The sequence below is a fragment of the candidate division WOR-3 bacterium genome, assembly GCA_039803925.1.
Classification (GTDB): domain Bacteria; phylum Hydrothermota; class Hydrothermia; order Hydrothermales; family JAJRUZ01; genus JBCNVI01.
The window spans coordinates 69,246-95,460 of the sequence record JBDRZL010000004.1 but is presented as its reverse complement, the minus strand read 5'-3'; the positions used below and the strand labels follow the sequence as shown (position 1 = coordinate 95,460).

Here is a 26,215-nt window from a genome sequence, read left to right as displayed (position 1 = left end):
TTTTTCAATTGCACCCTTTACTTTTCCCTCATAAATTATTTCACCCTTGTTTATAATTATAAGTCTATCAGATAATTCCTCAACATCCTTCATATAATGACTTGTTAGAATACATGTTGCTTTATTCTTTTCAACATAATATTTTATGAATTCCCTTATATTTTTCTGTGAAACAATATCAAGCCCGAGTGTTGGCTCATCTAAAAATAAAACCTCTGGATTATAAATTAAACTTGCAATAAGTTCAAGCCTCATTTTCTGACCCTTTGAAAGTCTTCTTAAAGGAACATCAAGAATATCTTTAACATCAAGTATTTCCACCATTTCATTCAAATTATTCTTAAATATCTTATCATCAACTTCATATAAATCTTTTATAAAATCAAGACCATCTCTTGCTGAGATATCCCATACTATCTCCTCTAAAAATCCCTCAAGCCCCATAACAAATGTTATCTTTTTTAAAAACTCTTTTTCCCTTTTAAATGGATCAAAACCAAGAACACTCACATAACCCTCTGTTTTATAAAGAACACCTGATAGAATCTTCATACATGTTGTTTTACCTGCACCATTTGGACCAACAAAACCAAGAATCTCTCCTTTATAAACTTCAAAACTAATTCCTTTTAATGCATAAACTTCTTCATATTTTCTTTTAAAAAATTCTTTCAGAGCTCCTTTAAGCCCTTTTTCTTTAATTGGTCTTTTATAAATTTTATGAAGATTTCTAACTTTTATAACTGTATTCATAACTCACCCCTAAGTTTTATTTGAAAATTAAATTAACAAATTCTATTACAACACTACTTGCAAAATAATACAATTATCTTTTTATATTTATTTATACCATCTATTTATCTTTTTTTCAATATTTTCAATAGATATAACAATATTTACAAAACATATTTTATTTTACATATATAAACATTAAAATATTTAAAAGTATCTACAAAAAAGAAATTTTTTTCTTTAAATTCTCGAATTTCCCTTTTATCAAGAATAAGCCAAAATCTGTCATTATTTTTTAAATAATTAAAAATTTGGTTCTTTTCAATAACTTTTATATTTTTTTCATAAATTTTAAAGGGCATCACTAAACTTCCTGAAACATAAACATATTTAACATTTTCCCTTTTCAGAGTTGAAATTGCCTTCTTTATTTCAATTCTGTGTGGATATAATAAAAGTTTTAAATCATAAAAAAATGTTTTAACAAAAATTATAAAAAAAGCTATGTAAAATATTTTATTTAAAAATAAATTTTTTATTGAATAATTCGTAGAAATGATGCAAATTAAAACTGGAACTAAAAATAAAAGAAGCCTTCCGTGAAAGGGATAAATTCTCAGAAAAGAAAAAGATGAAACTGTCAAAATACAAATAACAAAAAATAAAAAAAGAATTTTATCTTTTCTATAAATAAGTGAAAGACCATTCATAAATAAAAGAAAAACTAAAATTGGCACTCTAAGACCAAGAGTTCCGTGAAAAATTGAAATAAAAACACCTAAAAATCTTACATATTCTGAAATTTTAAAAGGATTAAAATAAAATTTATTCCAGTAATCAACTAAACCTTTAACTTCTTTATAAGGGAATAAAAAAATTTTGTAATAAAAAATTGAGAAAACTAAAAAAATTAAACTTGAAAAAATTAAAAAGTAAATTTTTTTTAAAGTCTTATTTTTATAAAAATGATAAAAGGAAACTAAAATAATTGAAGGGTAAAAGAAAAAAATCGTAAAGGAAAAAAAAGGCAAAATTAAACCCGAAAGAAAAAATAGAATAGAATATTTTAATGAATAATCTTTTAAAAACTTAAAACAAATAAGTAAAAATAAACATGTTGTAAAAACATCTAAGGAATAGTGTTTAAATTCTGAAGAATAAAGTAAAAGGGTTTCTGAAATTAAAAAAACAAGAAGAGAAATTAACAGAAATCCAATATTATCATCTATTTCCTTTATCAAAAAATAAAAAATAAAAAATGATAAAAGGGAAAATAAAAAGGGTAAAAATCTTATGACAAGTTCATTGTTTTTATCATTATCTAAAATTACTGAAACTTTATTTAAAATCAAAAAAAATAAAGGTGCCATTTGATTATATTCAAGTTTTTCATTAATCAATTCAACAAAGGATTTTTCTTTTAAATTCATTAAAAGAGCAGCTTCATCATGCCATAGATCTCTTCTCTGAATGTAAAGTAAAAAACGGATTAAAAAACCTGATAAAAAAATTAAATAAATTAACTTTCTATTCATCAGGTTTAAAATCAACTATAAGGGTACTCCAGGAAAAATCTCTCATAGCCTTACCAGGATAACCTGTTAGAGGGTCGTAAAACTCACAGAATCCAAATTTTTCAATAAGTTCTTCTGTTTTCTTTTTTATTATATTAGCAAGATCTTTTTTATTATGTCTTAAAAGACCTTTATAAATAAACCAGTTCGCATTTACCCATGTAGTCCCCCTCCACAAAAATCTGGTATCTGTCAAAGGACCAAAACTTTTCTCATCTTTCGATACACTTGGTATAGGATAATTTAGAAAAAATTTTTCAGGATCTGTTAAATGTGATAAAAGGTGATTTACATAATATTCAGGAATATCAAGACATAAAGGGAAAAGTGAAGATATTGTTTTAACTTTCATTTTCTCTTCTCTTTTATTCCTGTGATATAAACTGTAAAAAATTTTATCTTCTTCATCCCAGAATTTTTTAATTATCTTATCTTTAACTTCCTCAGATTTTTTTCTGTAATATTCACTTTTATTTTCTTCTCCAATTTCCTTAAACAAAAAGGAGAGGGAATTTAGGGAAAGGGCATAAATTGTGTTAAAAGCAACATCCTCCACATCAAAAATTTCTTTTTCAAAAATTATATTTAAATCCCAGTTGATTTTTTTATAAAAAAATAAAATTTCAGTAATTTTCTTAACTGTTTTTTGAGGGTTAAATTCAAAATTTTGAAGAACAATATCGTATTGAGGAGAAAGGTCCATTCCTGATTCCATCGGAGTTATAATTGAAATAAGTGAATCTCTATCAGGGTCTCTTTCCCTTTCTAAATATTTGTAATACTTTTCAATTTTAAAAATAAATTTTTTCAGCATTTCTTTATCACCTGATTTTTTATATAATTTTTTAAGGGAAAGAGCAATAACAGGAGGTTGAATTTCAGCAGTGAAAAATTTATAGTCCGGATCTTGCTCTTTTTTCCACCATATTTTAAAATGATCCTTTAATCTAAAACGCCAGAAAATTATATGAGGAATAAAACCATTCTCTTTTTGAACACTTAAAAGGGTTTCAAGTTCATTAATTGCATATTGAGTATTAAATTCAGACATAACAATAATATGAAAACAGGAATCCCAGAACCACTGGTGATAATGCTCTTTATCAGGTGAAATATAAAAGTAATTTTTTTTAAGATTTTTACTAAAACCCTTTTTTAAATTTTTAAGTAAAATTTTTTGTGCCTTTTCCCTTAATTTTTCCATATAATTTTATTATGAGAAAAATTATATTTATAATTCTTTCCTTTTTTGCCTTAATTTTTATTTTACTTTTAACAATTTTCTTTATCGTAAAAAGCTACCTTACACCTGAAAGAATAAAAGAATTCACCCAGAAAACATTGAGCGATGCACTCAAAAAGGATGTGAAAATTGAAAAGGTGGAACCCCAGATTTCCTTAAGAAAAATAGGTATAAGTGCAAAAAGGATAAAAGTTAAGGAAGATGAAAAAAGAGATTTTCTTGATGTAGAAAAAATTGAATTTTCCTTAAGGATTCTTCCACTTATTTTTAAAAGAACTCTTGAAATAGATGGAATTTATATCAAAAACCCCTCTTTATTTTTATATCAGAAAGAAGAATTTCCTGTTAAAAAACCTGAAAAGGAAAAAGAAGCTCAAAAGATTGAAATTCCTGTATTTTTTATTCTTAAAAGTCTTGAAATTGAAAAAGCAAGAATAGAGATAGTACCCTTAAAAGGGAAAAGAATAGCTATTTACCCCTTTAATTTAAAAATTTCTTCAAAAAGTATCACAAGGAACACTTTTGAATTTAAAGGTAATGGTGATGTTTCTTTAAAGGATTTTGAATTTTTTTCGCCCATTAAATACTCTTTCAATCTGAATTTTGACTTAACAAAGGATAAACTTGAAATAAAAAATTATGATATAAAGGTAAAAGATATAAATTTAAATGGAAAGGGTGAAATCTTAAAAGTACTTGTAGGAGAGCCTGAATATAAAATATCCCTTGAATCAAAAAATATACCTCTTACATTTGTTAAAGAAATTTTAAAAGTTAAAGAAATTGATTTAAGTGGTAATCTTGATGTTTTAATCACTGTAAGTGGTAATTATAAAGATATAATTCCTGATATAAAAGGGAAAATTGATGGAAAATCCCTTTATGTAAAAACACCTTTAAGAAAAGTGGATTTTACTAAATTTTTTATAGAATTTAAAGGTAAAAGAGGTGAATTAAACTTAGACTTTGCTTCAGAAAAACAGAAAGGTAATTTAAATATTGAATTTTCCCTTTTATTTCCAAATGAATTTAGTGGAAAAGGAAAAATAAATGGAGACCTTTTTGAATTTACAGGTAAAAGTTTAAATTATTCCTTGGATTTTAATGCAAAAGGGAGTGCAAAGGGTAATTTAGATATTTCAGGGAAATTTTATGCAGGAAAAAATGATTTAATATTTAATTTAAATGGAGAAACAAAAGGGAAAATAACTTTTTTAAAGGGTTCTTTAAATTCAAGCAATCTAAATTTAAATGAAATCCTGCCCGAAGAGAAAAAAACTGGTGAAGGTAAAAAAGAAATAAAAAAACCCGAACTTATTCTTCCTGAGAATATAAGAATTTTTATTGAGGGAAACATAAGGAATTTTGTATATAAAGAAGATAATTTAAAGGATATAAAAGTTGAGATTGAAATTGACGAAAGGGGTATAAGAATTAAAAATTTAAAGGGAAAGGTTTATGGAGGAGAAATTGAGGGTAATATTGAAATTACAAAGGGAAGTATATTAGTTAAATCAAATTTGAAGGGTAAAAATTTAGAGTTTTCAGAAATTTTGAAAAATCATAAGTTTTACCTTGGAGAAATAAAAGGTAAATTAAACATAGAGACAGATAGTAAGTTTGACCTTGATGATATTTTCGGGACACTTTATGCTTCAAATACTGTAATTGCTTTTGATGGAGAATTTAAAAAGGACCCGATTCTGGATAAAATAGCAGAAATTTTAAAAATAGAGGAATTAAAAAATTTAAAGTTTAAAAACATAAATTTAAAAATAAAAATAGAAAAGGGTTTTATAGATTTTCCTGATTTTAAAATAGATGCTTCTGATTACTTTTTAGAACCAAAAGGTAGAGCATCTTTGAAAGGGGACCTTGATTTTGATATTCTTTTTAAATTCAGGGGAAAGGGGGCAGAACTTTTGAGGAAGTATTCAGCTCTTTCAAATTATTTTACAGACAAGTCAGGAGATTTTGAACTTTTCTTTAAAATAAAGGGGACACATAAAAATCCCTCTATTTCTCTGAATACACAAAAATTTGAGGAAAAAATTAAGGAAGAATTAAAGAAAAAAGGAAAGGAAAAACTTGAGGAAGGTGTTAAAAAAGGTCTTGAAGAATTAAAAAAGAAATTTGGCTTTTAGATCGGCTAAATAGAATTAAATTAAGAAAGTTTAACTTTTTAAGGGTAGAAGTTTGCGGAGTAGAAGGGAAAAAGTCTAATCCTAACAAGGAGTTCAATTTTCCTATAAAAGCATTATATACCACTATATGGAGGGAAAAAAATTTAATCGGGGCGCGGGGATTTGAACCCCGGACCTCTACCACCCCAAGGTAGCGCGCTAAACCGGACTGCGCTACGCCCCGATTAAATAATTATATAAAAAAATTAAATAAATTTCAACCCTTATATATTCACTTTTACTATCTTGATTATCAGAAATATGTAAAAATAAAATAAAAAAATTAAACAAGGAGGTAATTATGGATATTTTTGAAAAATGCAAGAATTTAACTCCTTTAAATCCACTTTATGAAGCAAAGATTGCAATGGAAAAAGGTGTTTACCCTTTCTTTCTTCCCCTTGAAAACAATGAAGGGACTGAAGCAATATTCAATGGGAGAAGGGTTTTAATGTTTGGTTCAAACAATTATTTAGGACTTACAACTGATAGAAGGGTAAGGGAAGCAGCAATTGAAGCAATTAAAAAATATGGGACAAGTGTAACAGGTTCTCGCTTTATGAACGGAACTTTAAAGATTCATCTTGAACTTGAAGAAAAACTTGCAGAATTTTTAAGGAAAGAAAAATGTATTGTATTTTCAACAGGTTATCAAACAAATGTTGGAACAATATCTGCAATTGTTGGAAAGGATGATTATGCAATTGTTGATAAGGAAGACCATGCCTCAATAATTGATGGATGTAAGATGTCCTTTGGTAAAATGGAAAGGTTTAAGCATAATGATTTAGAAGATTTAGAAAAAGTTTTAAAAAAGTTGCCAGAAGGCAAAGGCAAACTTGTCATAGTTGATGGTGTTTATTCAATGACCGGTGAAATTGCTCCATTACCTGAAATTATAAAAATATGCAAAAAATATAATGCAAGAATTATGGTTGATGATGCCCATTCAATTGGTGTTCTCGGTGAATGCGGAAGGGGAACAGCAAATTATTTTGGTGTTGAAAAGGATGTTGATTTAATAATGGGGACATTCAGTAAATCCTTTGCAAGTCTTGGTGGTTTTATTGCCGGTGATGAGGATGTTATATTTTACATTCAGCATGTTGCAAGATCATTTATTTTCAGTGCAGCAATCTCACCACCCAATTTAGCAAGTGCATTAAAGGCACTTGAAATTATGCAAAAAGAGCCCGAGAGAATTGAGAATTTAAAAAGGGTATCTGAAAAATGGAGAAATGGTTTAAAATCACTTGGATTTGATATAGGGAAAACCAAAACTCCAATTGTTCCTGTATATATAAGGGATAAATGGAAAACAGTTTATATGTGGAAAGAACTTTTAGAAGAAGGTATTTATGTCAATCCTGTTGTTCCACCAGGTGTTCCACCAGGTGATTCACTTTTAAGAACAAGTTGTATGGCAACCCATACAGATGAGCATATAGAAAAGGGGCTTGAAATTTTCAAAAAGGTTGGGAAAAAATTAGGAGTTATATAATTATTTAAAGATAAATGCTGATTTTATAAGTTTATATTTTCCCTTATTTAAATTTGCCTCAATTGCCTTTTTATAATCCTCTATTTTAAATTTATGGGTCAAAAGATCTTTTAAACTTATCTTTTTATTTTTTAATAGATCAATTGCAATTTCATAGCATCTTTTCCTTTCCTTTAAATAATTTTCTGTGCTTGAAGAATTTGTTCCTATAAGTTTTGCCTCTTTAAACCATAAAAGTGTTAAATCAATAAAACTCATAATTCCGAATGTTCCTATTAAAACAATTTTTCCTCCGGGTTTTATCCATCTTAAAGAATCCTCTATCATATTTTTATTTCCTGTGCATTCAAAAATTATATCAAATCCTGAATTTAAAAATTCTTTTCCTAAGATTGGTTTTAAAATTTTTGAATCTGTTATTTCAGCAAATTTCTTTAAATAATCTTCTTTTAAATATATAACTTCTGCCAAATCCTTTATTTTTTCTGCCTGAAATTCATACTTTGTTAAAACAAAAATTTTTGATTTACTAAGAAGTGCCCTTAAAGCATAAACCGCACAGATACCTATGGTTCCTGCACCTATTATCAAAACTTTATCATTATCATTCGGAAAATTCCTTATAACTGGATGGAGGGCAGAACAGAAAGAATCAATTAAAATTGCATCTTCATCAGAGATTTCCTCTGGTAATTTAAAAGTCTGGAATTCATTTGCAATAAAATATTCACTCCATGAACCAGAAGTGTTTTTACATGCACCTATTATAATCCCTTCACTTAATTTACCTTTCTCAGAAAAATTCAAACATCTTGAATATTCACCCTTTTTACAATTTTCACATAAATTTTCTATTTCCTTTGCTTTACATGATAAAACAGGGTCAACTATAACTCTATCTCCCTTTTTAAAATTTTGAGCATCTTCACTTTTTTCATAAACAATTCCAACATTTTCATGCCCTATAACAAAAGGAGAAGAGGAGTAAGGTGATAGGGTAGGTGAGTCCTTTAAAGTGATTAAATTTATATCACTTCCACATATTCCACCATAAATTGTTTTTATTTTTAAATATTTTCCCCTTGGGAGATCAGGTTCTTTTATCTCTGTAAGTTTCACACAGGAAAAAGGTGAATAATAAAATGATTTATTTAATTTACCAAGAATTTTAGTTAAAACATACTTTGGAATACTCTCTTCAAAAATTATTGCTTTCATATCATCTTACACCCATTAGAATATGAAGTCTATCACTAAATTTAAATCCAAATTTTTTTGATAATTCAAAAACTGTCCTTTTTCTTTCTATTAACTCTTTAATATTTCGGGACTCTGGCATTAAATATATTTTTTTATTCTCAATATTTAGCTTTTCTTTTAAATCAAGAACTTCATATATATCTTCCTCCTTTTCTATCACAAACTTAAAAATTGCTTTTTCCCTTTTATTAAAACTTTTTAAAACATTTATCTTTATTCTCTTCTCATAAGGCTCACCTGAATTAGAAAGTTTTGGAGATACATTAAAATGAACATCCTGAGGTAAAAAACTTTCTATTGTTCCATTAGTTTCAACCTCTATTAAAAATCTTTTGGCAAGAAGATTTTCAACAAGAGGAAAAAAAAATTTTTCCCACAAAAGAGGTTCCCCTCCTGTAATTACAAGATGATTAATATTATACTTCAAAATTTTTTCCTCCACTTCCTTTAAACTCATCCTTTTATATTTAATCTCTCCCTTCCATGTATAATCAGTATCACAGAAGGAGCACTTTAAATTACAGAAGGCAAGCCTTAAAAAAACTGCCCTTTTACCTATAAAAGGTCCTTCACCCTGAATTGATTCAAAAATTTCTGAAACTGGTAAATTATTCAAAATAAATTGCTTGTGAAAAGGGGGTTTCCTCTATCTTAACTGATTTAACACTTAAACCCCTTTCCTTCAATTTATAATATGCCCATTTTGAAAGATTTTCACAAGTTGGATTAAAAGGTAAATTTATAACTCCCTTTATATCCTTTACTCTTTCATCCTTTTCATATTTAAAGAAAACATGATCAGGAAAAATTTCCTTTATTATCCTTTCAAGTTCTTCAAAATCAATTCCCATTCCAATTTCATCAAGCTTATCAAATAAAACTTCAACTTCTATCCAGAAAGTATGTCCATGGGGGAAATTACATTTTCCCTCATAATTAAATAACATATGACCTATTTCCCTTTTTATTCTTTTTTTTAAAATCCAGGGCATCTATACATCAATCAGTCTTCTTATTCTCTTTTCGTCTGATCCTTTTAAATAATCAGGCTTTCTTAATCTTCTTTTCCTTTTAGCATTTTTGCTTCCTGCAAGATGAGAATGAAAAGCATGATAGTATTTAACCTTTCCCTTTTTTGTTAATTTAAATCTTTTTTTTGCTGTTTTTTTTGATTTTAACTTTGGCATTTTTTTCTCCTTAGAACTTTTTAAGGGAGTAGAACCCCTAAGATTTTCTGTAAATTATCCTTCCTCTTGTAAGATCGTAGGGAGAAAGTTCTATCAAAACTCTATCACCAGGCAATATCTTTATAAAATTGAGCCTCATCTTACCTGAAAGATGACATAAAACAAGGGGACCTGAATCAAGCTTAACCCTGAACATTGTATTAGGTAAAACTTCCTGCACAGTTCCTTCCATTCTTATTACACCTTTTTTTGCCATAATTTTTCCTCCCTTAATCTAATGTAGTTAAAATAATTGGCTCATCATCAATCAAAACAGTATGTTCAAAATGGGCAGAAGGCTTTCCATCAAGCGTAACAATAGTCCATTTATCCCTTAAAACCTTAACTTCATGGGAACCCATATTTACCATAGGCTCAATTGCAATAACAAGACCTTTTTTTAATAAAGGTCCCTCTCCTCTTTTACCATAATTAGGTACAACTGGCTCCTCATGTAGATAGTGTCCAACTCCGTGACCTGCAAGTTCTCTTACAACACTGAAACCTTCAAATTCGACAAATTGCTGTATCTCAAAACCAATATCACCTACTCTATTACCTGCTCTTGCTTTATCTATTCCTATATAAAGCGCCTTCTCAGTAACCTGAAGCAATCTCTCCAAATCTCCATTCACTTTACCCACTTTATATGTTTTAGCTCCATCTCCAAAAAACCCATTTTTATTAACACCCACATCTATTTTAACAATACTTCCTTCTTCTAAAATCTTATTTTCAGAAGGTATTCCATGAACAACCTCTTCATTTATAGAAATACAGGAAGAGGCAGGATAACCCTTATAACCAAGAAATGCTGGAGAACCTCCCATTTTTCTTATCATCCTGTCAATTATATCATTTAACTTTTTTGTTGATACTCCTGGTTTTATATACTCTTCTATATCATAAAGAACCTTTGCAACTATTTTTGATGCTTCTTTTATATTCTCTATCTCTTCTCTTGATTTTAGGATTATCATACAAAAATTTCTTTAATTTTACACTCTATTTCTTCCGCTTTTCCTTTTCCATTAATTACATGAAGAATTCCTTTTTTTTTGTAATAATCAACAAGGGGATATGTGTTTTCTCTAAAAACACTTAGTCTTTTTCTTATAACTTCTTCCTTATCATCATCTCTTGTAATCAATTTAATATCACACTCGTCACAAAATTCACCTTTTTTTGGTGGATTAAAAATAAGATTATAAATTTTATTACACTTTGGACAAACCCTTCTTGAAGAAAGCCTCCTTATTATTTCCTCATCGTCCACATCAAAATATATAACATGAGTTAAACTTTTATTTAATTTTTTTAAAATAGTGTCAAGACCCTCTGCCTGAGGGATTGTTCTTGGAAATCCATCAAGAATAAACTCATTTAAATCTTTTATAGCTTCTTCAACAATTTTTAACATAATTTCATCAGGAACAAGGGTTCCCTCATCCATATATTTTTTAGCAAGCTTTCCGAGTTCAGTCCCTCTTTTAACATTATCTCTCAAAAGATCACCGGTTGCAATTACAGGAATATTGTAATCCTCTGATATTTTTTTTGCCTGTGTCCCTTTACCTGCACCAGGTGGTCCAAGGAATAAAACTCTCATTAACCTCTTCTTCCTCTGAATCTACCTTTCTGTAATAATCCCTCATACTGCCTTGTTAAAAGATGTGATTCTATCTGCTGAAGTGTGTCCTGTGCAACACCTATTATTATCAAGAGCCTTGTTCCACCAAAATAAAAGGGAACATTTGTAATTTTTGAAATATAATAAGGCAAAATAGCAATAAGAGCTATAAAAATTCCACCAGGAAGAAGTATCCTTTTCAAAACATTATCAATATATTCAGCAGTTTTATCTCCAGGTCTAACTCCAGGAATAAACCCTGAATATTTCTGTAAATTATCAGCTATATCCTTTGGATTTAGGATTACTGCTGTATAGAAATAGTTAAAAAATATTATAAGAATTCCATAAACTAAATCATAAAGCAAGTGTCCTGGGTTGAAAAGTTGGGTGTATATCATAATGTCCTGTAATTGCGGAAAAAAGGAACCAAGTGAATAAGGTAAAATCATTAAACTCTGGGCAAAAATTATTGCCATTACACCAGCAGTTGTCATTTTAAGGGGTAAATGAGTTGAGGCACCTCCATAAACTTTTCTTCCAATTATTCTCCTTGCATACTGAACAGGAATTTTTCTTGAGGATAAATTCATAAAAACTATTGAATAGGTAATTAAAAATAATATAGCACCTGCAAATATAATTGCTGCAAGGGATATTGCTCCATTTTTTAAAAGACCGAAAGTTTGAAATACTTCCTGTGGAACTGTATCAAGGGAACCTACAAAAATTAAAAGGGAAGCACCGTTTCCAATACCCCTTTCTGTAATCTGTTCGCCCAGCCACATACAAAAAACTGCTCCTGCTGAAAGTGTAATAACTGTTAAAAGAGTAAAACCAATTCCAGGATGTGGAACAATCGGTAGTCCTGAGGGAGAAGTAAATCTTGTTAGAAGCGAAGAAATTCCAAAAGATTGAATTGCAGCAACTAAAACTGTTAAATATCTTGTCCATTGCTCTATCCTCCTTCTACCTGCTTCTCCTTCTCTCTGAATTTTTTCAAGATAAGGAACAGAAGTAGTTAAAATCTGAAATATAATTGAAGCAGAAATATAAGGCATTATTCCAATACCTAAAATAGAAGCCCTTGATAAAGCACCACCAACAAACAAATCAAAAAGACCAAGAAAAGAACCCCTTAACTGCTGAGCAAAAAGTTCTCCAAGTGCCCTTGTATCAATTCCAGGAATTGGTATATGGGTTCCAAATCTGAAAATTATAAGAACAATAGCAGTAAATAAAAATCTTTCCTTTAAATCCTTTATTTTAAAAAGATTTTTAATCCTCTCAATTGCAGGTTCAGATGCCATTTTTAATCATTAACTTTTCAAGGGTTGAACTTAATTTATAAATTTAACCTCACCTCCTGCTTTAAAAATCTTTTCGATTGCCTTTTTTGAAGCCTTATGAACATAGACCTTTAAGGGGAAATTAATTTCCCCTTCAGAAAGAAGTTTAACTTTTAAGTTCTTTCTTAAAAGTCTCCTTCTTTCCATCTCCTCATAAGTTGCTTCCTCACCCTCTTTAAATTTTCTCACAAGATCCCTTATGTTTATAACTTCATATTTTTCAGCAAAAAGATTAGTGAAACCTACTTTTGGTAACCTTCTGTAAATGGGCATTTGTCCTCCTTCAAATTCTGGTCCCTTTTCCTTACCTGACCTTGATTTTGCTCCCTTATGACCTCTACCTGAGGTTTTACCGTGACCTGAGCCAATACCTCTTCCAACTCTTTTTCTTTTTTTAACAGCTCCTTTTTCAGGTCTTAATTTACTTAAATCAAGCATAATGTTTCCTCCTTTTTTAATTCAATTGTTTGGAAAATTTTAATATTAACCTATTATTATAAAAAAAGTTTTCAAAATTTTCAAGTCATTAAGATAAATTATAATACTCCACTATGAAAAACTTCCAGAGTTTTCTTTTGTAAACTCAATTATTAATAAGTCCAATTTTTGTGTTTGTTTTTAGGTTAACTAAGGCTTAAAAATTAAAATGTTTCTATAATGTAAAAAGATGAAAGAAAGCAAAGGTAAAGGGATAAGTTTTGTTAACTCCACAACAATAATTGTAGCTAATAAACTTGAATATCCTGTTTCCATTTTTGAGGAATTTTTTAAAAAAAGAATTCTTATATTTCCCCGTGATTTTATAAAATAATCTAACTTTTCTCCTCTATCTCTTCAACCTCAACAAGATACTTAACCTTATCTATCATCCCCCTTATCTGGGGTGTATCTCTTTTAATAACAATTTGTCCTATTTTCTTTAATCCCAAAGCTAAAAGTGTTCTCTTTGCTCTCCAGTTGGCACCGATTCTTGATTTTATTTGTTTAATTTTTAAATATTTCTCATTCATATTAAGAAATCATAAATTTCCTTGTAACTCTTGAAAGAGGCAAACCTCTTTTCTTTGCGACTTCTCTCGGGTCCTTTAGCTGTGAAAGAGCATCCATAGTAGCCTGAGCAAGATTACAGGGTGTGCTTGAACCAAGTGATTTTGTTAAAACATTCTTAAACCCTGCAGCCTCAAGAATTGCACGAACTGTGTGGCAGGCAATAAGACCTGTTCCAGGACCAGCTGGTTTTAAAAGAATTTTCGCAGCACCAACTTTACCTATAACCGGATGGGGAATTGTTCCATTTATAATCGGAACCTTTATCATATTTTTTTTTGCCTTTTTTAAAGCCTTAGCAATTGCATCAGGAGTTTCAGTAGCTTTTCCATGACCTATTCCCACTCTACCTTCTCCATCACCAACAGCAACCCAGGCGGATATTTTAAATCTCCTTCCACCTGTTACAACTTTTGCAACACGGGAGAGACTTATTATATTTTCAATAAGGGTTTTTTCTTCTTCCATAAGTTTTTATTATACCTTTTTACTTTTCATTTTTTCAAGAACTTAAAGAAAATATTCAAAATAAGTGTTAAAATTATTGAAAGGAGGATAGAACTGCCGAGGGGGAAATAAAATTTAAAATTTTCCTTTTCAATTATTATATCAAGGGGAAGTCTTGGAATACTTTTTATTGTCTCAATCTTTGAAAGTAAGTAAAAAATAAAACCTATTCCTATAAAGAAAAATCCTAAAAAAATAAAAAATTTAAAAAATTCCTCAAAAATTTTCATTCTGCCCAGAAAGGATGATACCCTTGCACAAACTCACTTGCTGACATCTTCTTTTTTCCTGAAGGCTGGAGTTCAAGTACTTCCACAGCACCTTTCCCACATAAAACAAAGAGTCTCGAACTATCAACAATTATCTTACCTATGGGACCATTATAATCAGGAACTTCTCTAACTCTATATATTTTTATATACTTACCATCAAAATGCGTTCTTGCACCAGGATTGGGTGATAAAGCATGAATGTGTCTCATAACAAGAAAAGCATCTTTTTTCCAGTCAATCCAGAGTTCATCTTCATCAATTTTTTTAGCATAAGAACTTTCTCCTTTCTGAGGTTTTGGTTTTATTTCCCCCTTTTTATACTTACTGTATATTTCAGGGAAAATGCTCATAGCCTTTTCAGCTATTATTGACTCTATTTCCCCTCTTGTTTTTTCTAATATTTCAATTTTTTCCTGATAAATTATTTTCCCTGTATCTATACCTTCATCCATTATAAAAAATGTAAAACCTGTTTCTTTTTCACCATCCATCATTGCTCTTTCTAAAGGAGCAGCACCTCTATACTTAGGCAAAAGAGAAGGATGAAGATTTATTGCTCCATTTTTGGGCAAAGAAAGAAGCTCCTTGCCAAGAATCTGACCGAAATCTGTTAAAAAAATAACTTCAGGTTCAAACTTCTTAAGTTCACTCAAAAGCGCAGGATGATTGACATCATAGGGTTGAAAAATTCTTTCTTTTTTAATACCATGCTGGATAGCAAGTTCCTTAACCGGTGTAGGTGTAACCTTTAAACCCCTCCCCTGAGGTTTATCAGGGGAAGTAACAATAACCTCAGGCTTTAATCCATTTTTAAGCATTGAAACAAATACCTTGGCAGCAAATTCACCTGTTCCAAAAAATATTAACTTACCTTCAAACATAATAATAATTAGATTTTTTAGAATATTAAGGGGGTCTAACCCATTTATACTTTAATTTTCTTTTCCCTTGTATAAAAGTTCTTTCTAAATTGAGCAATTAAAATTCTTTTTGTTTCCCTATCAAGCCTATCCCAAAACAAAACTCCATTAAGGTGGTCATACTCGTGAAAAATGACCCTTGCTAAAAGTTCTTCAGCTTTTAAATCTTTTTCTTTCCCATCTATATCTATATATTTTAAATGAACACCTAAAGGTCTTTCAACCTCCGCATAAATCCCTGGTATTGAAAGACAACCTTCTTCCATAACACTTTTTCCCCATATATCAATAATAACTGGATTTATTACAATAAGTGGCTTTTCATTTTCACCCAAAACCTTTCCTGAAACAACAAAAAGGGAAATCTTTTCACCCACTTGATTTGCAGCAAGTCCTGCTCCCTCATAAAATTCCATTGTCTCAATCATTCCCTGTGCAAGTTTTTTAATGTATTCATTTATCTTTTTAACAGGTTCTGCTTTTTCTCTTAAAATTGGATCTCCATAATACCTAAGTTCAAGAACTTTTTTCAACTTCCCTTACCTCCCCTAATTTCTTTCTTATTGCATTTTTTTCAAATTTAATAAGTGTTCCAGGACCTGTCCTTAACATAACCTCACTATCATCTACCTTAACCACAGTTCCTATTATTCCACCAAGAGTTATCACTTTATCACCTTTCTTTAAAGAATTTATCATTTTCAATCTTTCCTTTTCTTCCTTTTGCTGCGGTCTTATGAAAAAAAGATACATAAAAACAAACATAAAAATTAAGGGAAAAAGAAAAATAAAAAATGTAGCAAGCGGGTTTAAAGTATCTTTACCGGTTTGCGAAATTAAACTAAAAATCATCTCCAAAAGTCAACCACCATTGCCAGGAACCGTAAAGTTTTTGCATATCCCATTTTTTAGCAAAATCAAGTTTTAAATAAAAATATCCAAAATCAAATCTAAAACCTATACCTACATCCATAAGTAAATCCTTTGTTTTATAATTTCCGTCTACTTTTTCAATAAGTTTAAAATTTTTAAAATCTTCTTTTTTTCCAAGTAATATTGCTTCCGTAAATAATACACTCCTTATACCTCCAATTTCAAATGGAAGAAATCCAATCCTTAATCTATCAAGAAATGGAATTCTAAGTTCAAGGGTTCCATAAATAAAATCTCTACCCCATTTTGAAAAAAGTTCATACCCCCTCATCATGTAAGGTGAACCAATAAAATATGTAATTACTCTTTCGCTACCCTCTATCTGACCAAAAAGAAACCTTGAAGCGAAATTTGACCTTGGTGTTAGTCTAAAATATTTTCTAAAATCAGCTTGAATCTCATAATAATTATAGTCACTTGAAAGCCCCTTAGTGAATCCTATACCGAAAAATTCACCATCCTTACTTCCGTTATAAAATCGGAAACTTCTATCATATATATATAAAAGTATATAATCATAAACCATAAAAGTTTCAAAAGTAATTCTTTCAAGCATGTAATCAATAAGGAAACGTTCTCTGTAACCGATATTAAAACCTGTCTCTATCCTATTAAAAATATCTAAAGGATAGGTTATAAAAAGATTTGTACCAAGGTCTTTATCAAGGGCATCATATCTTTCAGATAAAATGTAATAAGGGAAATATTGGTACAGCTGAAAGAAATAATCAGTTCTCTGTTTAAGATAAAAAACTCTTAAATCCCAGTTAGAATTTATAATGTCCTGTGATAGTTCTGTAAAAAATTCAATAACCCAATTACCAGGAATATCTGAAAAACCTAAGGTAACTCCACCAAAATATCCATAGAGGGGATAATATCCAAATCCAGCAATCACCCAGTCTGGAGTTAAAGTAACTGTATAATTCTTATGAGTATAATCAACTTCTTTAAATTTTATAACTTTTCCCTCATACAAAGGTACTTTTTCAGGTTTTAAGGAAGATATATCATTTATAACAAAAATATCATAACCGCCTTTCCACAAAAGGGAAATAGAAAGAGAACTTAAGTCTTTTGAATAAGAAACATCATGGATATAGGTGGGGAAGTTAGTCAATCTGTAGAGAGAATCTTTTTTAATATCATAAAAATATAGGTTCCTTAATCCTCCTGGATCATCATATAAAAAATAAACTCTGTCTCCTTGAAGATAAGGGTCGTCAATTTTTCCCAGGTAAGGCGACAATCTTTTAAAATTTCCTTTTAAAGGGTTGTAGGAAAAAACTGCATAACTACCTAATTTATCCTCATAATTTCTATCGGATATAAAGATAATCAAAGTGTCATTTATAAAAAGAGGATTTCTATCATCAAATTTATCTTCCATTAAGGAAATAATTTCCCCTGTATGGATATTATATAAATAAAGATCAGAAAATCCATCCTTCAATCCTGTAAAAACAATTTTAGACTCATCAGGAGAAAAGGAAGGCTCATACCCTGCATCAAGCTCACGAAGTTCTCTTTTTATCACAGTTTTTTCTCTTTCAGTATCATAGACAAAAAGAACATCACTTTTACCACCTGAAGTAATAAAAACAAGGTATTTTCCATCACTTGAAAAGGAAAGACCCGGTCTTACAAGATGTAAATTCTCAAGAGAGGGATTTTTTTGACCCGAAATTATTTTTTTAGATTTTCTTTTACCTATGTAAGTGATATATATGTCAGTAAATCCAGTTTTATCGGAAATAAAAGCAATTTTGGAACCATCAGGGGATATAGCACAACCTATATTTAAAAAACCTCCCTCTTCTGAATGAACCGTAATCTGTTCAGATATTTCATGTGGAAAATCATATTTTTTAAAATCATCATACAATTTTTCTTTCAAATACCATCTGAAATAATCTGAAAACCTTGAAAGATTCTGCCCAAAAGTTTTTTTAACATTTCTTTCAAGAGTTTTTGCTACAACAAAAGCTCTTACAAACTCTGAAACTTTTTCTTTTCCGTATTTTTCCTCTATAAATCTAAAAAACATTTCTCCTAATCTATAAACAATATACCCACCACTCATAGAAAATCTGTATAAATCTGGCAAAAGGCTGTTTATTAAGAGATCCCTTGTAAAACCCCTTGTCTCAGCATCTTCTTCTTTTGAAAGATATTCTGCAAGCCCCTCCATAACAAAAAGAGGAATTTCTGGAACATTTCCTGAAAAAAGATTCTGACCAACTTTTCCATAAAAAAGCTCATATTCAAAAACATGGGTTAATTCATGAACAAGAACATGCCTGAATTCTTCATAGGAACCATTAAAGGGAACCACAATCCTCTTTTTAAATATTTCTGTAAACCCTCCAACACCTTCAGGCAAAACTTCAAAAATTACATTGTTTTGCTTGAAATCATTCGGTGAATTAAAAATTAAAACAGGTATTTTATAATTTATCTTTATCTGAAAAAAATTAGAAAAATCAGGGAAAACTTCCTCTAAATTAAAAGAAGCAAATTCTGCAAGTTTTTCTCCACCAGAATAATAATATATTTTAAAATGCTCTGTCTCAATAAATTTAAAATCAAAATCCTTATACTGTATTTTATTTATACCTGAAAATAAAACAAAAAGAGATAAAAGTAAAATTAATCTTTTAGTCAAAATAGAGATGATCTGGTATTATATAATTTAAGGGGTTTATGGGTTTATTAAAAAGCTGAACCTCATAATGAACATGAACTCCTGTTGCTCTTCCTGTTGAACCCATTAAAGCAATTATTTCTCCCCTTTTAACACTTTGTCCAACCTGAACTAAAATCCTTGAATTGTGAGCATACTTTGTCTTAAATCCGTTACCATGGTCAATCTCAACCGTGAGTCCATAACCCTCTTTCCATCCAGCAAAAACAACTTTTCCATTAGCAGTCGCCTGGACAGGAGATTGATAATTAGAAGAAATATCCAAACCTTCATGAAGTTTTACCTTGCCTGTGAAGGGGTCTCTTCTGTATCCATATCCTGAAACTATCCATCCTGAAGCTACAGGAGAAATAGAGGGCGTGTGTTCAAGTTCCTTTTTCTTATTCTCAACATAATTTTCAACCTCATTAATTTTCTTTTCAAACTCAGAGGCAAGATTTAACATAAAATCAATTCTCTCTTCAAGAACCTTCTTTTCTTCACGAGGTAAAAGCTCTCCACCAATACCCATTTTTAATAAATCTTCTTCAAAAGGTTCAAGACCAGCATAACTTCTTAATTTGTTTATTCTATCCACTAATTTTTCAATTTTACTTGTGAGAGAATCATTTTTAATTTTCATTATTTCAATTTTTTTAGAAAGAGTCTCATTTTCTTTTATGAGAAAATTGAGTTTATTTCTATCAATTTCGAAGTTAAAGAAATGGTAAAGGAAAACTGAATTAAGGATAAAAATTGAAAAGAAAGTGAATAGTAGAAACTTAATTATAAAGGGACTAATAAAAACACTTCTAACTTTTCCATTACTCTCAGAGGGAATAATAGTGATTATAAATCCCTTTTTCATAATTTAAAATATAAAATAAAAAAAGAAGAAAAAGCAAAAAGATAAAAAAATTTGAAAAAGGGTCAAAATGAATTGTATAATAAAACTTATATTATGGAAAAAATAACCCCAATGAGTTTTAAAACGGTGGATAGGAAATGGCACCTTGTGGATGCCACAGGTCAAGTTCTTGGAAGAATGGCAACAAGGATTGCTCTTTTATTGATGGGAAAGAGAAAACCAGGGTATTCACCTCATCTTGATTTGGGAGATTTCGTGGTAGTCATAAATGCAGAAAAGGTAAAAGTAACTGGTAAAAAATTAAAAGATAAAATTTATTATCATCATTCAGGTTATCCAGGTGGATTAAAGCAAAGAACCTTTAAGGAATTACTTGAAAAACATCCAGAGAGAATAATAGAACTTGCAGTAAAGAGAATGTTGCCCAAAAACAGACTCGGAAGAAAGATGCTCAAAAGGTTAAAAGTTTATAAGGGGCCAGAGCACCCCCATCAGGCACAAAAACCAGAGTCAATTGCATTAGAAAAATTAAAATAATATGAGTGAGCTAATTTTAACTTCAGGCGGAAGGAAAACAGCAAGGGCGAGGTTAAGACTTCGCCCTGGTACAGGAAAAATATGGGTAAATGGGAAAAGACCCCTTGAATATTTTAAAAGAGAAGACCTTGTGATACAGGCTTTCGAACCACTAAAAGTTGTCCAAAAGGAAAAAGATTTTGATATTGCTGTAAAGGTTGAAGGTGGAGGCCTTGCAGGACAAGCAGGAGCTATAAGGTTTGCTCTAAGCAGGGCTTTAGTAAAGTATAATGAAGGTTTCAAGGCTGTTTTAAAATCAAGGGGAATGTTAACAAGGGATTCAAGAATAAAAGAGAGGATGAAATATGGTCTCACCAAACGCAGGAGAGCTCATCAATACTCCAAACGTTAATATTAACATAGAAGAACTTTTACAGAACGGTGTCCATTTTGGACACAGGGTTTACAGATGGAATCCGAAAATGAGGGAATATATCTACGGCAAAAAGGAAGGAATACACATTATAAATATTCACAAAACTCTCCAGAAATTAAAAGAAGCCTTAGAATTTGTTGAAAAAAAGGGTTCGGAGGGAGCTATTCCACTATTTGTTTGTACAAAAAAACAGGGAAAAGAAATAGTTAAAGAATACGCATCAAAAGCAGGTGTTTATTATGTTGTTGAAAGGTGGCCAGGTGGTCTTTTAACAAATTTTGAAACAATTAAAACAAGAATTGAAAAAATGAGAGAAATTGAAAAGATGAAAGAAGATGGAAGGCTTGAAAAGTATCCTAAAAATGAAAAGCAAAAAATTTTAAAAGTATATGAAAAATTACAGAAAAATCTTGGTGGTGTTAAAGATATGTTTGAACTGCCCCAGTTTTTATTTATTATAGACCCTGTTAAAGAGGAATTAGCAGTAAAAGAAGCAAAAAAATTAAATATTCCTGTTGTAGCACTTATTGATACAGACGGAAATCCTGAAGTTATAGATTACCTCATCCCTGGAAACGATGATGCAATGAAATCAATAGAATATATAACAAGACTTATAACAGATGCTTATTTAAGAGGAAAAGCAAAATTAAAGGAGGAGGAATAAAATGGCTGATATATCTCTTGATTTGATTAAAGAATTAAGAGAAAGAACCGGTGCAGGAGTTATGGATTGTAAAAAGGCTCTTCTTGAATCAAATGGTGATATTGAAAAAGCAGTTGAAATTTTAAGAAAAATAGGAATAGCAAAAGCCGAAAAAAAACTTGATAGGGAAGCAAAGGAAGGAGTTATTGAGGCTTACATACACCCTGGTGCAAAACTTGGGGTTCTTGTTGAACTCAACTGTGAGACAGATTTTGTTGCAAAGAATGAAGAATTTATAAAACTTGCAAGAGAAATAGCAATGCAGATTGCTGCAATGAATCCTATTGCTGTTAAAAGAGAAAATATTCCTGCTGAAGTAATTGAGAGAGAAAAGAAAATATATGAGGAGCAAGCAAGGGAAAGTGGAAAACCTGAAAATATAATTCAAAAAATAGTGGAAGGGAAAATGGAAAATTTTTATAAGGAAAAATGTCTTCTTGAACAGAGTTATATAAGGGATCCATCAATAACTGTGGGAGATTTAATTAAACAGTATATAACAAAATTTGGGGAAAATATAGTTGTTAAAAGATTTGCAAGATTCAGAATAGGTGAACAGTGATTTTTAAAACCCTTTATTAAGAGAAAAATTCAATTTTTCTTATCCAATTTTTCTAAAACTTCCTTTCTGCCTTTATATTCCTTTACTATGGGGGATGAAACTATTAAAAAACTAAAAGATGGAAAAAATAAAAAAACTGTTAGATTGATAAAGAAATAAAATATTAGGCTCATTTTATTAATCTATATGCCTTCTTATTAAGACTTGTTTCAAATACTTTTTACAATCCTCCAAATTTAATAATAATCTCAAAACACCTCTTTTTACAACTTAATAATCTTCTGTATCTGAAAAATTTTTATCCTAAAAACTCCGTTAAAATTGAAATTATCTGTTTTTTTAATTTATAAATTAAAGGATGGAAAATAAAAGGATTTTATTAAAAATAAGCGGGGAAGTCTTAGGAGGAGGAAATTTTGGTCTTGATTCCGATTCTTTTCTTAAAGTTGCAGAAGAAATTAAAGAAATTCATGACCTTGGTTTTGAAATTGCAGTCGTTGTTGGAGGAGGAAACATAATAAGGGGAATTCAGAGTAAAAAACTGGGTATTGATAGAGCAACTGCTGATTATATGGGAATGGTTGCAACTCTTATAAATTCCCTTTACCTTCAAAGCATTCTTGAAAAAATGGGTAAAACAACAAGAGTTATGTCAGCAATTGAAATAAAACAGATCGCAGAACCCTATATAAGAAGAAGAGCAATAAGACACCTGGAAAAGGGAAGAATAGTAATATTTGCTTCTGGAACTGGAAATCCCTTTTTTTCAACGGATACAGCAGCTGCTTTAAGGGCAATTGAAATAGGAGCAAAGTATTTTCTTAAAGGAACAAAAGTTGACGGAATTTATTCAGGTGACCCTATGAAAGACAAAAATGTTAAAAAGTATGATAGAATTGACTATGACACAATAATAAAAAATGACTTAAGAATACTCGATGCTTCAGCTGTAGCTCTCTGCAAGGAAAATAATATTGAAATAATAGTATTCAATATCACAAAAAGTGGAATGCTTAAAAAAGTTTTATTAGGTGAAAATCTCGGAACTCTTGTTACAAAATAATCTTTTTATAAGAACAATTCAGGGAATTTTTGAAATAGTTTATTACTTTTATATAAAAACTATAAAATTCAAACAGATAGGAAATTTACCAGAGAAAAAAGCACTTTTCTGTTTTTGGCATAGAACTTTTTTCCCTCTAATTTACTTTTACAGAAATAAAAAAATAAGAATCTTAATATCAACTTCAAGGGATGGAGAACTTTTAATAAAACCCTTAAAAAAATTCAGATTTATCCCTGTAAGAGGTTCAAGTTCAAAACTGGGAGAAAAGGGGTTCAGGCAAATGATAAAAGCTTTAAAAAAGGAAAAACTTGCAGCAATCACTCCTGATGGACCAAAAGGACCAAGAGAGACTTTTAAAGAAGGGGCACTATTTATATCCTATCTCTCAAAAGCCCCGATTTATCTTGTCGGAGTCGCCTTTAATAGAAAAATAGAACTTTCTTCCTGGGATAGATTCATGATTCCTTTACCCTTTTCAAAATGCACTGTGTATATTTCATCACCCATTTTTGTTTATAATAAAAAAATGATAGATTCAGAGCTTTTCACAAATCTTTTAAAAGAAGCAAATGAAATAGCACAAAAAAATTTAAAAAGGAGGTAAAAATGCTAAAATTTTTATTTATCTCTTACATAACTTTAGAGTTTTCAAATGGACTTAAACTTATCTATGATAAAAGGGAAAAAAGTGATATATTTACATTTCTTGTTCTTGTAAATTCTGGAAGCTTTAATGAGGAAAAGGGCTGTGAAGGATTAACCCATTTCCTTGAACATATGTTATTTGATGGTAATGAAAAATTTTCAAGGGAAGAATTAAGAAAAAATTTTGATAAGTTTGGACTTTATGTTAACGGCTTTACAAGAGAAGATTACACTGCTTACTTTTTCTCAGGTCCTGATAAAAATTTTAAAGAAGGTATATACCTTTTATATTTAATGCTCTTTAAATCTAATTTTCCTGATAAGGAATTTGAAAAGGAAAAGGGTGTTGTGCTTCAGGAGATGTATCAGGATAGATCAAGAGAATATAACATTATTAAAGAAAAAGTGGATTCAATAATTTATAAAGGGACAAATTATTCCCATCCTGTTATAGGTTATGAAAATACAATTAAAAATTTAAAAAAGGAAAAGGTCATTGAATTTTATAAGAGATTTTATGCCCCTAATAATATGACAATTTTTGTGATGGGAGATATTGATGAAAAGGAATTAATTGATCTTTTGAAAAAAACTTTTGGAAATGAATCAACAAAGAAAATTATAATTGAGGAGAAATTCCTGAATTTAGAAAAGTTTTTGGGTGAAAAAATATTTTTGGAAATTAAGGATATAAAAAACTCTTATATTTTTAAATATTTTGAAGCTCCACCTCTTAATCACCCATCCTCTTTTTACTTTATTCTTTTAAATGAAATACTAAACTCAGATTTTGCCTTAAGTAAACTGAAAGAAAAAAATAAAAAAATTTTGAATATATTATCAAGTTATGAATCAAGAAGGAAATTTGGAGTTTTTGGAATTAATTTAACCTTAAAAAGTTTAGAAAAAGATTCTATTACTATTATAGAAAAAGAACTTGATGAATTCCTTAAAAGTTTTTTAGAAAATTTAAAAAATGAGGATTTTGATAGAGTTAAAAATAAAATCTTAAAGGAAAAAATTTATGATGCACTTGATCCAGTTTACTCAGTATTTTATCTTACTGATTATCTCATATATGATGATCCTTATTTAAAAGATAAAATAATCAAAAGTATCAAAAACACAAATTTTGAAGATTTTTCAGCTTTTTATAAAATTTATCTAAAAAATTCAAGAACAATTTTTGTTACACTTAAAAAAGAAGAGGAGGAAAGAAAAGCCTTTCCTGAGGCAATTCATATACTTTTGAAAAATAGAATTTTATATGAACCTTATTCAAAAAATGGATTATCACAGGTCTTTTTCAGAGCACTTATAAGTAAAAAAATAGAAAAAATTATTGAAGAGGAAGGCTTTCAGGTTAAAACATACGATAATCCCTTTTTACCCTTTGATGATTATTATCACAGGAGAGATTTTGCTTATATAAGAATAACTTTTCCTTCTGATAATAGAGAAAAAGTTAAAAAATTTTTATCACTCTTACTTAATACAGAATTTGATACCCTTGATTTAAAAAAAGCAAAAAGGGATGCAATTTTTGCCAAAAATATTTCACAGAATGACCCTTATGTTAGAGCATGGGAAGAATTTGAAAATAGATTGTTTAAAAATGAATTGAAAAGGTCTTTATATGGAGAAATTCCTGAAATTGAAAATATAAAAATTTTTGATCTTTATGAATATTCAAAAAAAATTTTTGAAAAAGAAAATATGATAATAACTTATGAATCGGATAAAATTGATAGCTTATTTTATAAAGAAATTAAAAGTTTAGGAACAAATACACAAGGAGAAGAAATTAATTTAAATGATGAAAATTTTATTGATTCAGTTAAATTGAATTTAAAGCAAAGTTATATAATAGGGGGAAGAGTTTTCAGTTTTAAGGAAAAAAAGGAAATAATTCCTTATATAGCCCTTTCTTTAATTCTTACTGATAGAATGCAGGAAATAATAAGGGAAAAAATGGGAGCATCTTATAGACTTTCTTCAGGAGTTAAAATTTTTCCTTCAAAAATTTTATTTTATTATGAAATAGGTACTGATAAAGAAAAAATAAAAATTGTTGAGAAAACAATGGAAAATATCTTTGAGGACTTAAAAAGAAAGATTGATAAAGAAGAACTTGAAATTGCGATAAATTCTTTTGTTGGTAATATGTTAAGGAGGCTTTCCAATCCTGAAACAAGAAGTTTTTACAGGGGTTTTTATATTTATTCAGGGCTTTCTCACGATTTTGATAAATTTATGTTAGAAAATATTTTAAAGGTAAATTTAAAGGATATAAAAAAAATTGCTCAGAAAGTCCTTTCTTTTGAAAATTTTTCAAAGATTTATATAGAATAAAAAA

At 29.4% G+C, this 26,215-nt stretch carries 30 protein-coding genes and 1 tRNA gene; 10 read left to right on the top strand and 21 right to left on the bottom strand.

What is annotated here, in order from left to right; translation table 11 throughout:
* The 3 genes from ABIN17_03480 to ABIN17_03470 all read right to left on the bottom strand — a co-directional run.
* Positions 1–753: ATP-binding cassette domain-containing protein (locus ABIN17_03480; protein ID MEO0284118.1), on the bottom strand; the 753-nt coding region annotated here is incomplete at its 3' end.
* Positions 754–896: 143 nt separating this feature from the next.
* Positions 897–2,267 carry a glycosyltransferase family 39 protein gene (locus ABIN17_03475; protein ID MEO0284117.1) on the bottom strand — a complete coding sequence of 457 codons (1,371 nt, stop codon included), beginning with the start codon at positions 2,265–2,267 and terminating at the stop codon, positions 897–899.
* The gene (locus tag ABIN17_03470) at positions 2,260–3,510 is read right to left on the bottom strand and encodes a trehalase family glycosidase (protein ID MEO0284116.1); all 1,251 of its coding nucleotides are present in this window, start codon (positions 3,508–3,510) and stop codon (positions 2,260–2,262) included. Before ABIN17_03470 ends, ABIN17_03475 begins: the two co-directional genes overlap by 8 nt.
* An 11-nt stretch (positions 3,511–3,521) precedes the next feature.
* On the opposite strand from ABIN17_03470, the gene ABIN17_03465 reads away from it, so the two are divergent.
* A complete protein-coding gene (locus ABIN17_03465; protein ID MEO0284115.1) occupies positions 3,522–5,693 on the top strand; it encodes an AsmA-like C-terminal region-containing protein in 2,172 nt (723 codons plus the stop codon).
* 147 nt (positions 5,694–5,840) lie between these two features.
* Here the strand turns inward: ABIN17_03465 and ABIN17_03460 are convergent.
* Positions 5,841–5,916, bottom strand: a tRNA-Pro gene (locus ABIN17_03460).
* 117 nt (positions 5,917–6,033) lie between these two features.
* On the opposite strand from ABIN17_03460, the gene ABIN17_03455 reads away from it, so the two are divergent.
* Positions 6,034–7,233, top strand: coding sequence for a pyridoxal phosphate-dependent aminotransferase family protein (locus ABIN17_03455; protein ID MEO0284114.1), 1,200 nt, complete (start codon positions 6,034–6,036; stop codon positions 7,231–7,233).
* Here ABIN17_03455 and ABIN17_03450 read toward each other — a convergent pair whose 3' ends face one another.
* The 9 genes from ABIN17_03450 to rplO are packed head-to-tail and all read right to left on the bottom strand — an operon-like array spanning position 7,234 to position 13,136.
* Positions 7,234–8,451 carry a zinc-binding dehydrogenase gene (locus ABIN17_03450; GenBank protein ID MEO0284113.1) on the bottom strand — a complete coding sequence of 406 codons (1,218 nt, stop codon included), beginning with the start codon at positions 8,449–8,451 and terminating at the stop codon, positions 7,234–7,236.
* Between the two features lies 1 nt (position 8,452).
* Positions 8,453–9,109 carry a 7-carboxy-7-deazaguanine synthase QueE gene (locus ABIN17_03445; protein ID MEO0284112.1) on the bottom strand — a complete coding sequence of 219 codons (657 nt, stop codon included), beginning with the start codon at positions 9,107–9,109 and terminating at the stop codon, positions 8,453–8,455.
* A complete protein-coding gene (locus tag ABIN17_03440) occupies positions 9,102–9,485 on the bottom strand; it encodes a 6-carboxytetrahydropterin synthase (protein MEO0284111.1) in 384 nt (127 codons plus the stop codon). The genes ABIN17_03445 and ABIN17_03440 overlap by 8 nt, the downstream gene beginning before the upstream one ends.
* Positions 9,486–9,680 carry a 50S ribosomal protein L35 gene (gene rpmI / locus ABIN17_03435; protein ID MEO0284110.1) on the bottom strand — a complete coding sequence of 65 codons (195 nt, stop codon included), beginning with the start codon at positions 9,678–9,680 and terminating at the stop codon, positions 9,486–9,488.
* Between the two features lie 37 nt (positions 9,681–9,717).
* Positions 9,718–9,936 carry a translation initiation factor IF-1 gene (infA, locus tag ABIN17_03430; protein ID MEO0284109.1) on the bottom strand — a complete coding sequence of 73 codons (219 nt, stop codon included), beginning with the start codon at positions 9,934–9,936 and terminating at the stop codon, positions 9,718–9,720.
* 13 nt (positions 9,937–9,949) lie between these two features.
* On the bottom strand, positions 9,950–10,699 hold the full coding sequence (gene map / locus ABIN17_03425) for a type I methionyl aminopeptidase (protein MEO0284108.1): 750 nt from the start codon (positions 10,697–10,699) through the stop codon (positions 9,950–9,952).
* Positions 10,696–11,328 carry an adenylate kinase gene (locus tag ABIN17_03420; GenBank protein MEO0284107.1) on the bottom strand — a complete coding sequence of 211 codons (633 nt, stop codon included), beginning with the start codon at positions 11,326–11,328 and terminating at the stop codon, positions 10,696–10,698. Before ABIN17_03420 ends, map begins: the two co-directional genes overlap by 4 nt.
* Positions 11,328–12,659 carry a preprotein translocase subunit SecY gene (gene secY / locus ABIN17_03415; GenBank protein ID MEO0284106.1) on the bottom strand — a complete coding sequence of 444 codons (1,332 nt, stop codon included), beginning with the start codon at positions 12,657–12,659 and terminating at the stop codon, positions 11,328–11,330. The genes ABIN17_03420 and secY overlap by 1 nt, the downstream gene beginning before the upstream one ends.
* A 30-nt stretch (positions 12,660–12,689) precedes the next feature.
* Positions 12,690–13,136, bottom strand: coding sequence for a 50S ribosomal protein L15 (gene rplO, locus ABIN17_03410; protein ID MEO0284105.1), 447 nt, complete (start codon positions 13,134–13,136; stop codon positions 12,690–12,692).
* A gap of 229 nt (positions 13,137–13,365) precedes the next feature.
* On the opposite strand from rplO, the gene ABIN17_03405 reads away from it, so the two are divergent.
* On the top strand, positions 13,366–13,509 hold the full coding sequence (locus ABIN17_03405) for a hypothetical protein (protein MEO0284104.1): 144 nt from the start codon (positions 13,366–13,368) through the stop codon (positions 13,507–13,509).
* A 1-nt stretch (position 13,510) separates the two neighbouring features.
* Here ABIN17_03405 and rpmD read toward each other — a convergent pair whose 3' ends face one another.
* The 8 genes from rpmD to ABIN17_03365 are packed head-to-tail and all read right to left on the bottom strand — an operon-like array spanning position 13,511 to position 19,928.
* Positions 13,511–13,708 carry a 50S ribosomal protein L30 gene (gene rpmD / locus ABIN17_03400; GenBank protein ID MEO0284103.1) on the bottom strand — a complete coding sequence of 66 codons (198 nt, stop codon included), beginning with the start codon at positions 13,706–13,708 and terminating at the stop codon, positions 13,511–13,513.
* 1 nt (position 13,709) lies between these two features.
* Positions 13,710–14,213 (bottom strand): 30S ribosomal protein S5, encoded by a 504-nt coding sequence (rpsE, locus tag ABIN17_03395; GenBank protein ID MEO0284102.1) that lies wholly within the window; start codon positions 14,211–14,213, stop codon positions 13,710–13,712.
* Between the two features lie 26 nt (positions 14,214–14,239).
* Positions 14,240–14,482 (bottom strand): DUF2905 family protein, encoded by a 243-nt coding sequence (locus ABIN17_03390; protein MEO0284101.1) that lies wholly within the window; start codon positions 14,480–14,482, stop codon positions 14,240–14,242.
* Positions 14,479–15,405: a methionyl-tRNA formyltransferase gene (fmt, locus tag ABIN17_03385; GenBank protein MEO0284100.1), complete on the bottom strand. Its 927-nt coding sequence runs from the start codon at positions 15,403–15,405 to the stop codon at positions 14,479–14,481. The genes ABIN17_03390 and fmt overlap by 4 nt, the downstream gene beginning before the upstream one ends.
* 44 nt (positions 15,406–15,449) lie before the next feature.
* Positions 15,450–15,977, bottom strand: a complete 528-nt coding sequence (def, locus tag ABIN17_03380) for a peptide deformylase (GenBank protein MEO0284099.1) — start codon at positions 15,975–15,977, stop codon at positions 15,450–15,452.
* Positions 15,961–16,296 carry a preprotein translocase subunit YajC gene (gene yajC, locus ABIN17_03375; GenBank protein MEO0284098.1) on the bottom strand — a complete coding sequence of 112 codons (336 nt, stop codon included), beginning with the start codon at positions 16,294–16,296 and terminating at the stop codon, positions 15,961–15,963. The genes def and yajC overlap by 17 nt, the downstream gene beginning before the upstream one ends.
* Complete coding sequence (locus tag ABIN17_03370) at positions 16,286–19,042, bottom strand: hypothetical protein (protein ID MEO0284097.1); 2,757 nt, start codon at positions 19,040–19,042, stop codon at positions 16,286–16,288. The genes yajC and ABIN17_03370 overlap by 11 nt, the downstream gene beginning before the upstream one ends.
* On the bottom strand, positions 19,035–19,928 hold the full coding sequence (locus tag ABIN17_03365) for a M23 family metallopeptidase (GenBank protein MEO0284096.1): 894 nt from the start codon (positions 19,926–19,928) through the stop codon (positions 19,035–19,037). The genes ABIN17_03370 and ABIN17_03365 overlap by 8 nt, the downstream gene beginning before the upstream one ends.
* Positions 19,929–20,021: 93 nt before the next feature.
* Here ABIN17_03365 and rplM point away from each other — a divergent pair, with 93 nt between their 5' ends.
* From rplM to ABIN17_03330, 7 genes are all read left to right on the top strand, one after another.
* The gene (gene rplM / locus ABIN17_03360; protein MEO0284095.1) at positions 20,022–20,465 is read left to right on the top strand and encodes a 50S ribosomal protein L13; all 444 of its coding nucleotides are present in this window, start codon (positions 20,022–20,024) and stop codon (positions 20,463–20,465) included.
* Position 20,466: 1 nt separating this feature from the next.
* Entirely contained in the window at positions 20,467–20,856 is a 390-nt protein-coding gene (gene rpsI, locus ABIN17_03355) for a 30S ribosomal protein S9 (protein ID MEO0284094.1), read from the top strand.
* The gene (rpsB, locus tag ABIN17_03350; GenBank protein MEO0284093.1) at positions 20,810–21,547 is read left to right on the top strand and encodes a 30S ribosomal protein S2; all 738 of its coding nucleotides are present in this window, start codon (positions 20,810–20,812) and stop codon (positions 21,545–21,547) included. The genes rpsI and rpsB overlap by 47 nt, the downstream gene beginning before the upstream one ends.
* A 1-nt stretch (position 21,548) precedes the next feature.
* Positions 21,549–22,148: a translation elongation factor Ts gene (gene tsf / locus ABIN17_03345; protein MEO0284092.1), complete on the top strand. Its 600-nt coding sequence runs from the start codon at positions 21,549–21,551 to the stop codon at positions 22,146–22,148.
* Between the two features lie 358 nt (positions 22,149–22,506).
* Positions 22,507–23,211 (top strand): UMP kinase, encoded by a 705-nt coding sequence (pyrH, locus tag ABIN17_03340; protein ID MEO0284091.1) that lies wholly within the window; start codon positions 22,507–22,509, stop codon positions 23,209–23,211.
* On the top strand, positions 23,198–23,818 hold the full coding sequence (locus ABIN17_03335; GenBank protein MEO0284090.1) for a lysophospholipid acyltransferase family protein: 621 nt from the start codon (positions 23,198–23,200) through the stop codon (positions 23,816–23,818). Before pyrH ends, ABIN17_03335 begins: the two co-directional genes overlap by 14 nt.
* 2 nt (positions 23,819–23,820) lie before the next feature.
* Entirely contained in the window at positions 23,821–26,211 is a 2,391-nt protein-coding gene (locus ABIN17_03330; GenBank protein ID MEO0284089.1) for an insulinase family protein, read from the top strand.
* Positions 26,212–26,215 lie beyond the last annotated feature (4 nt).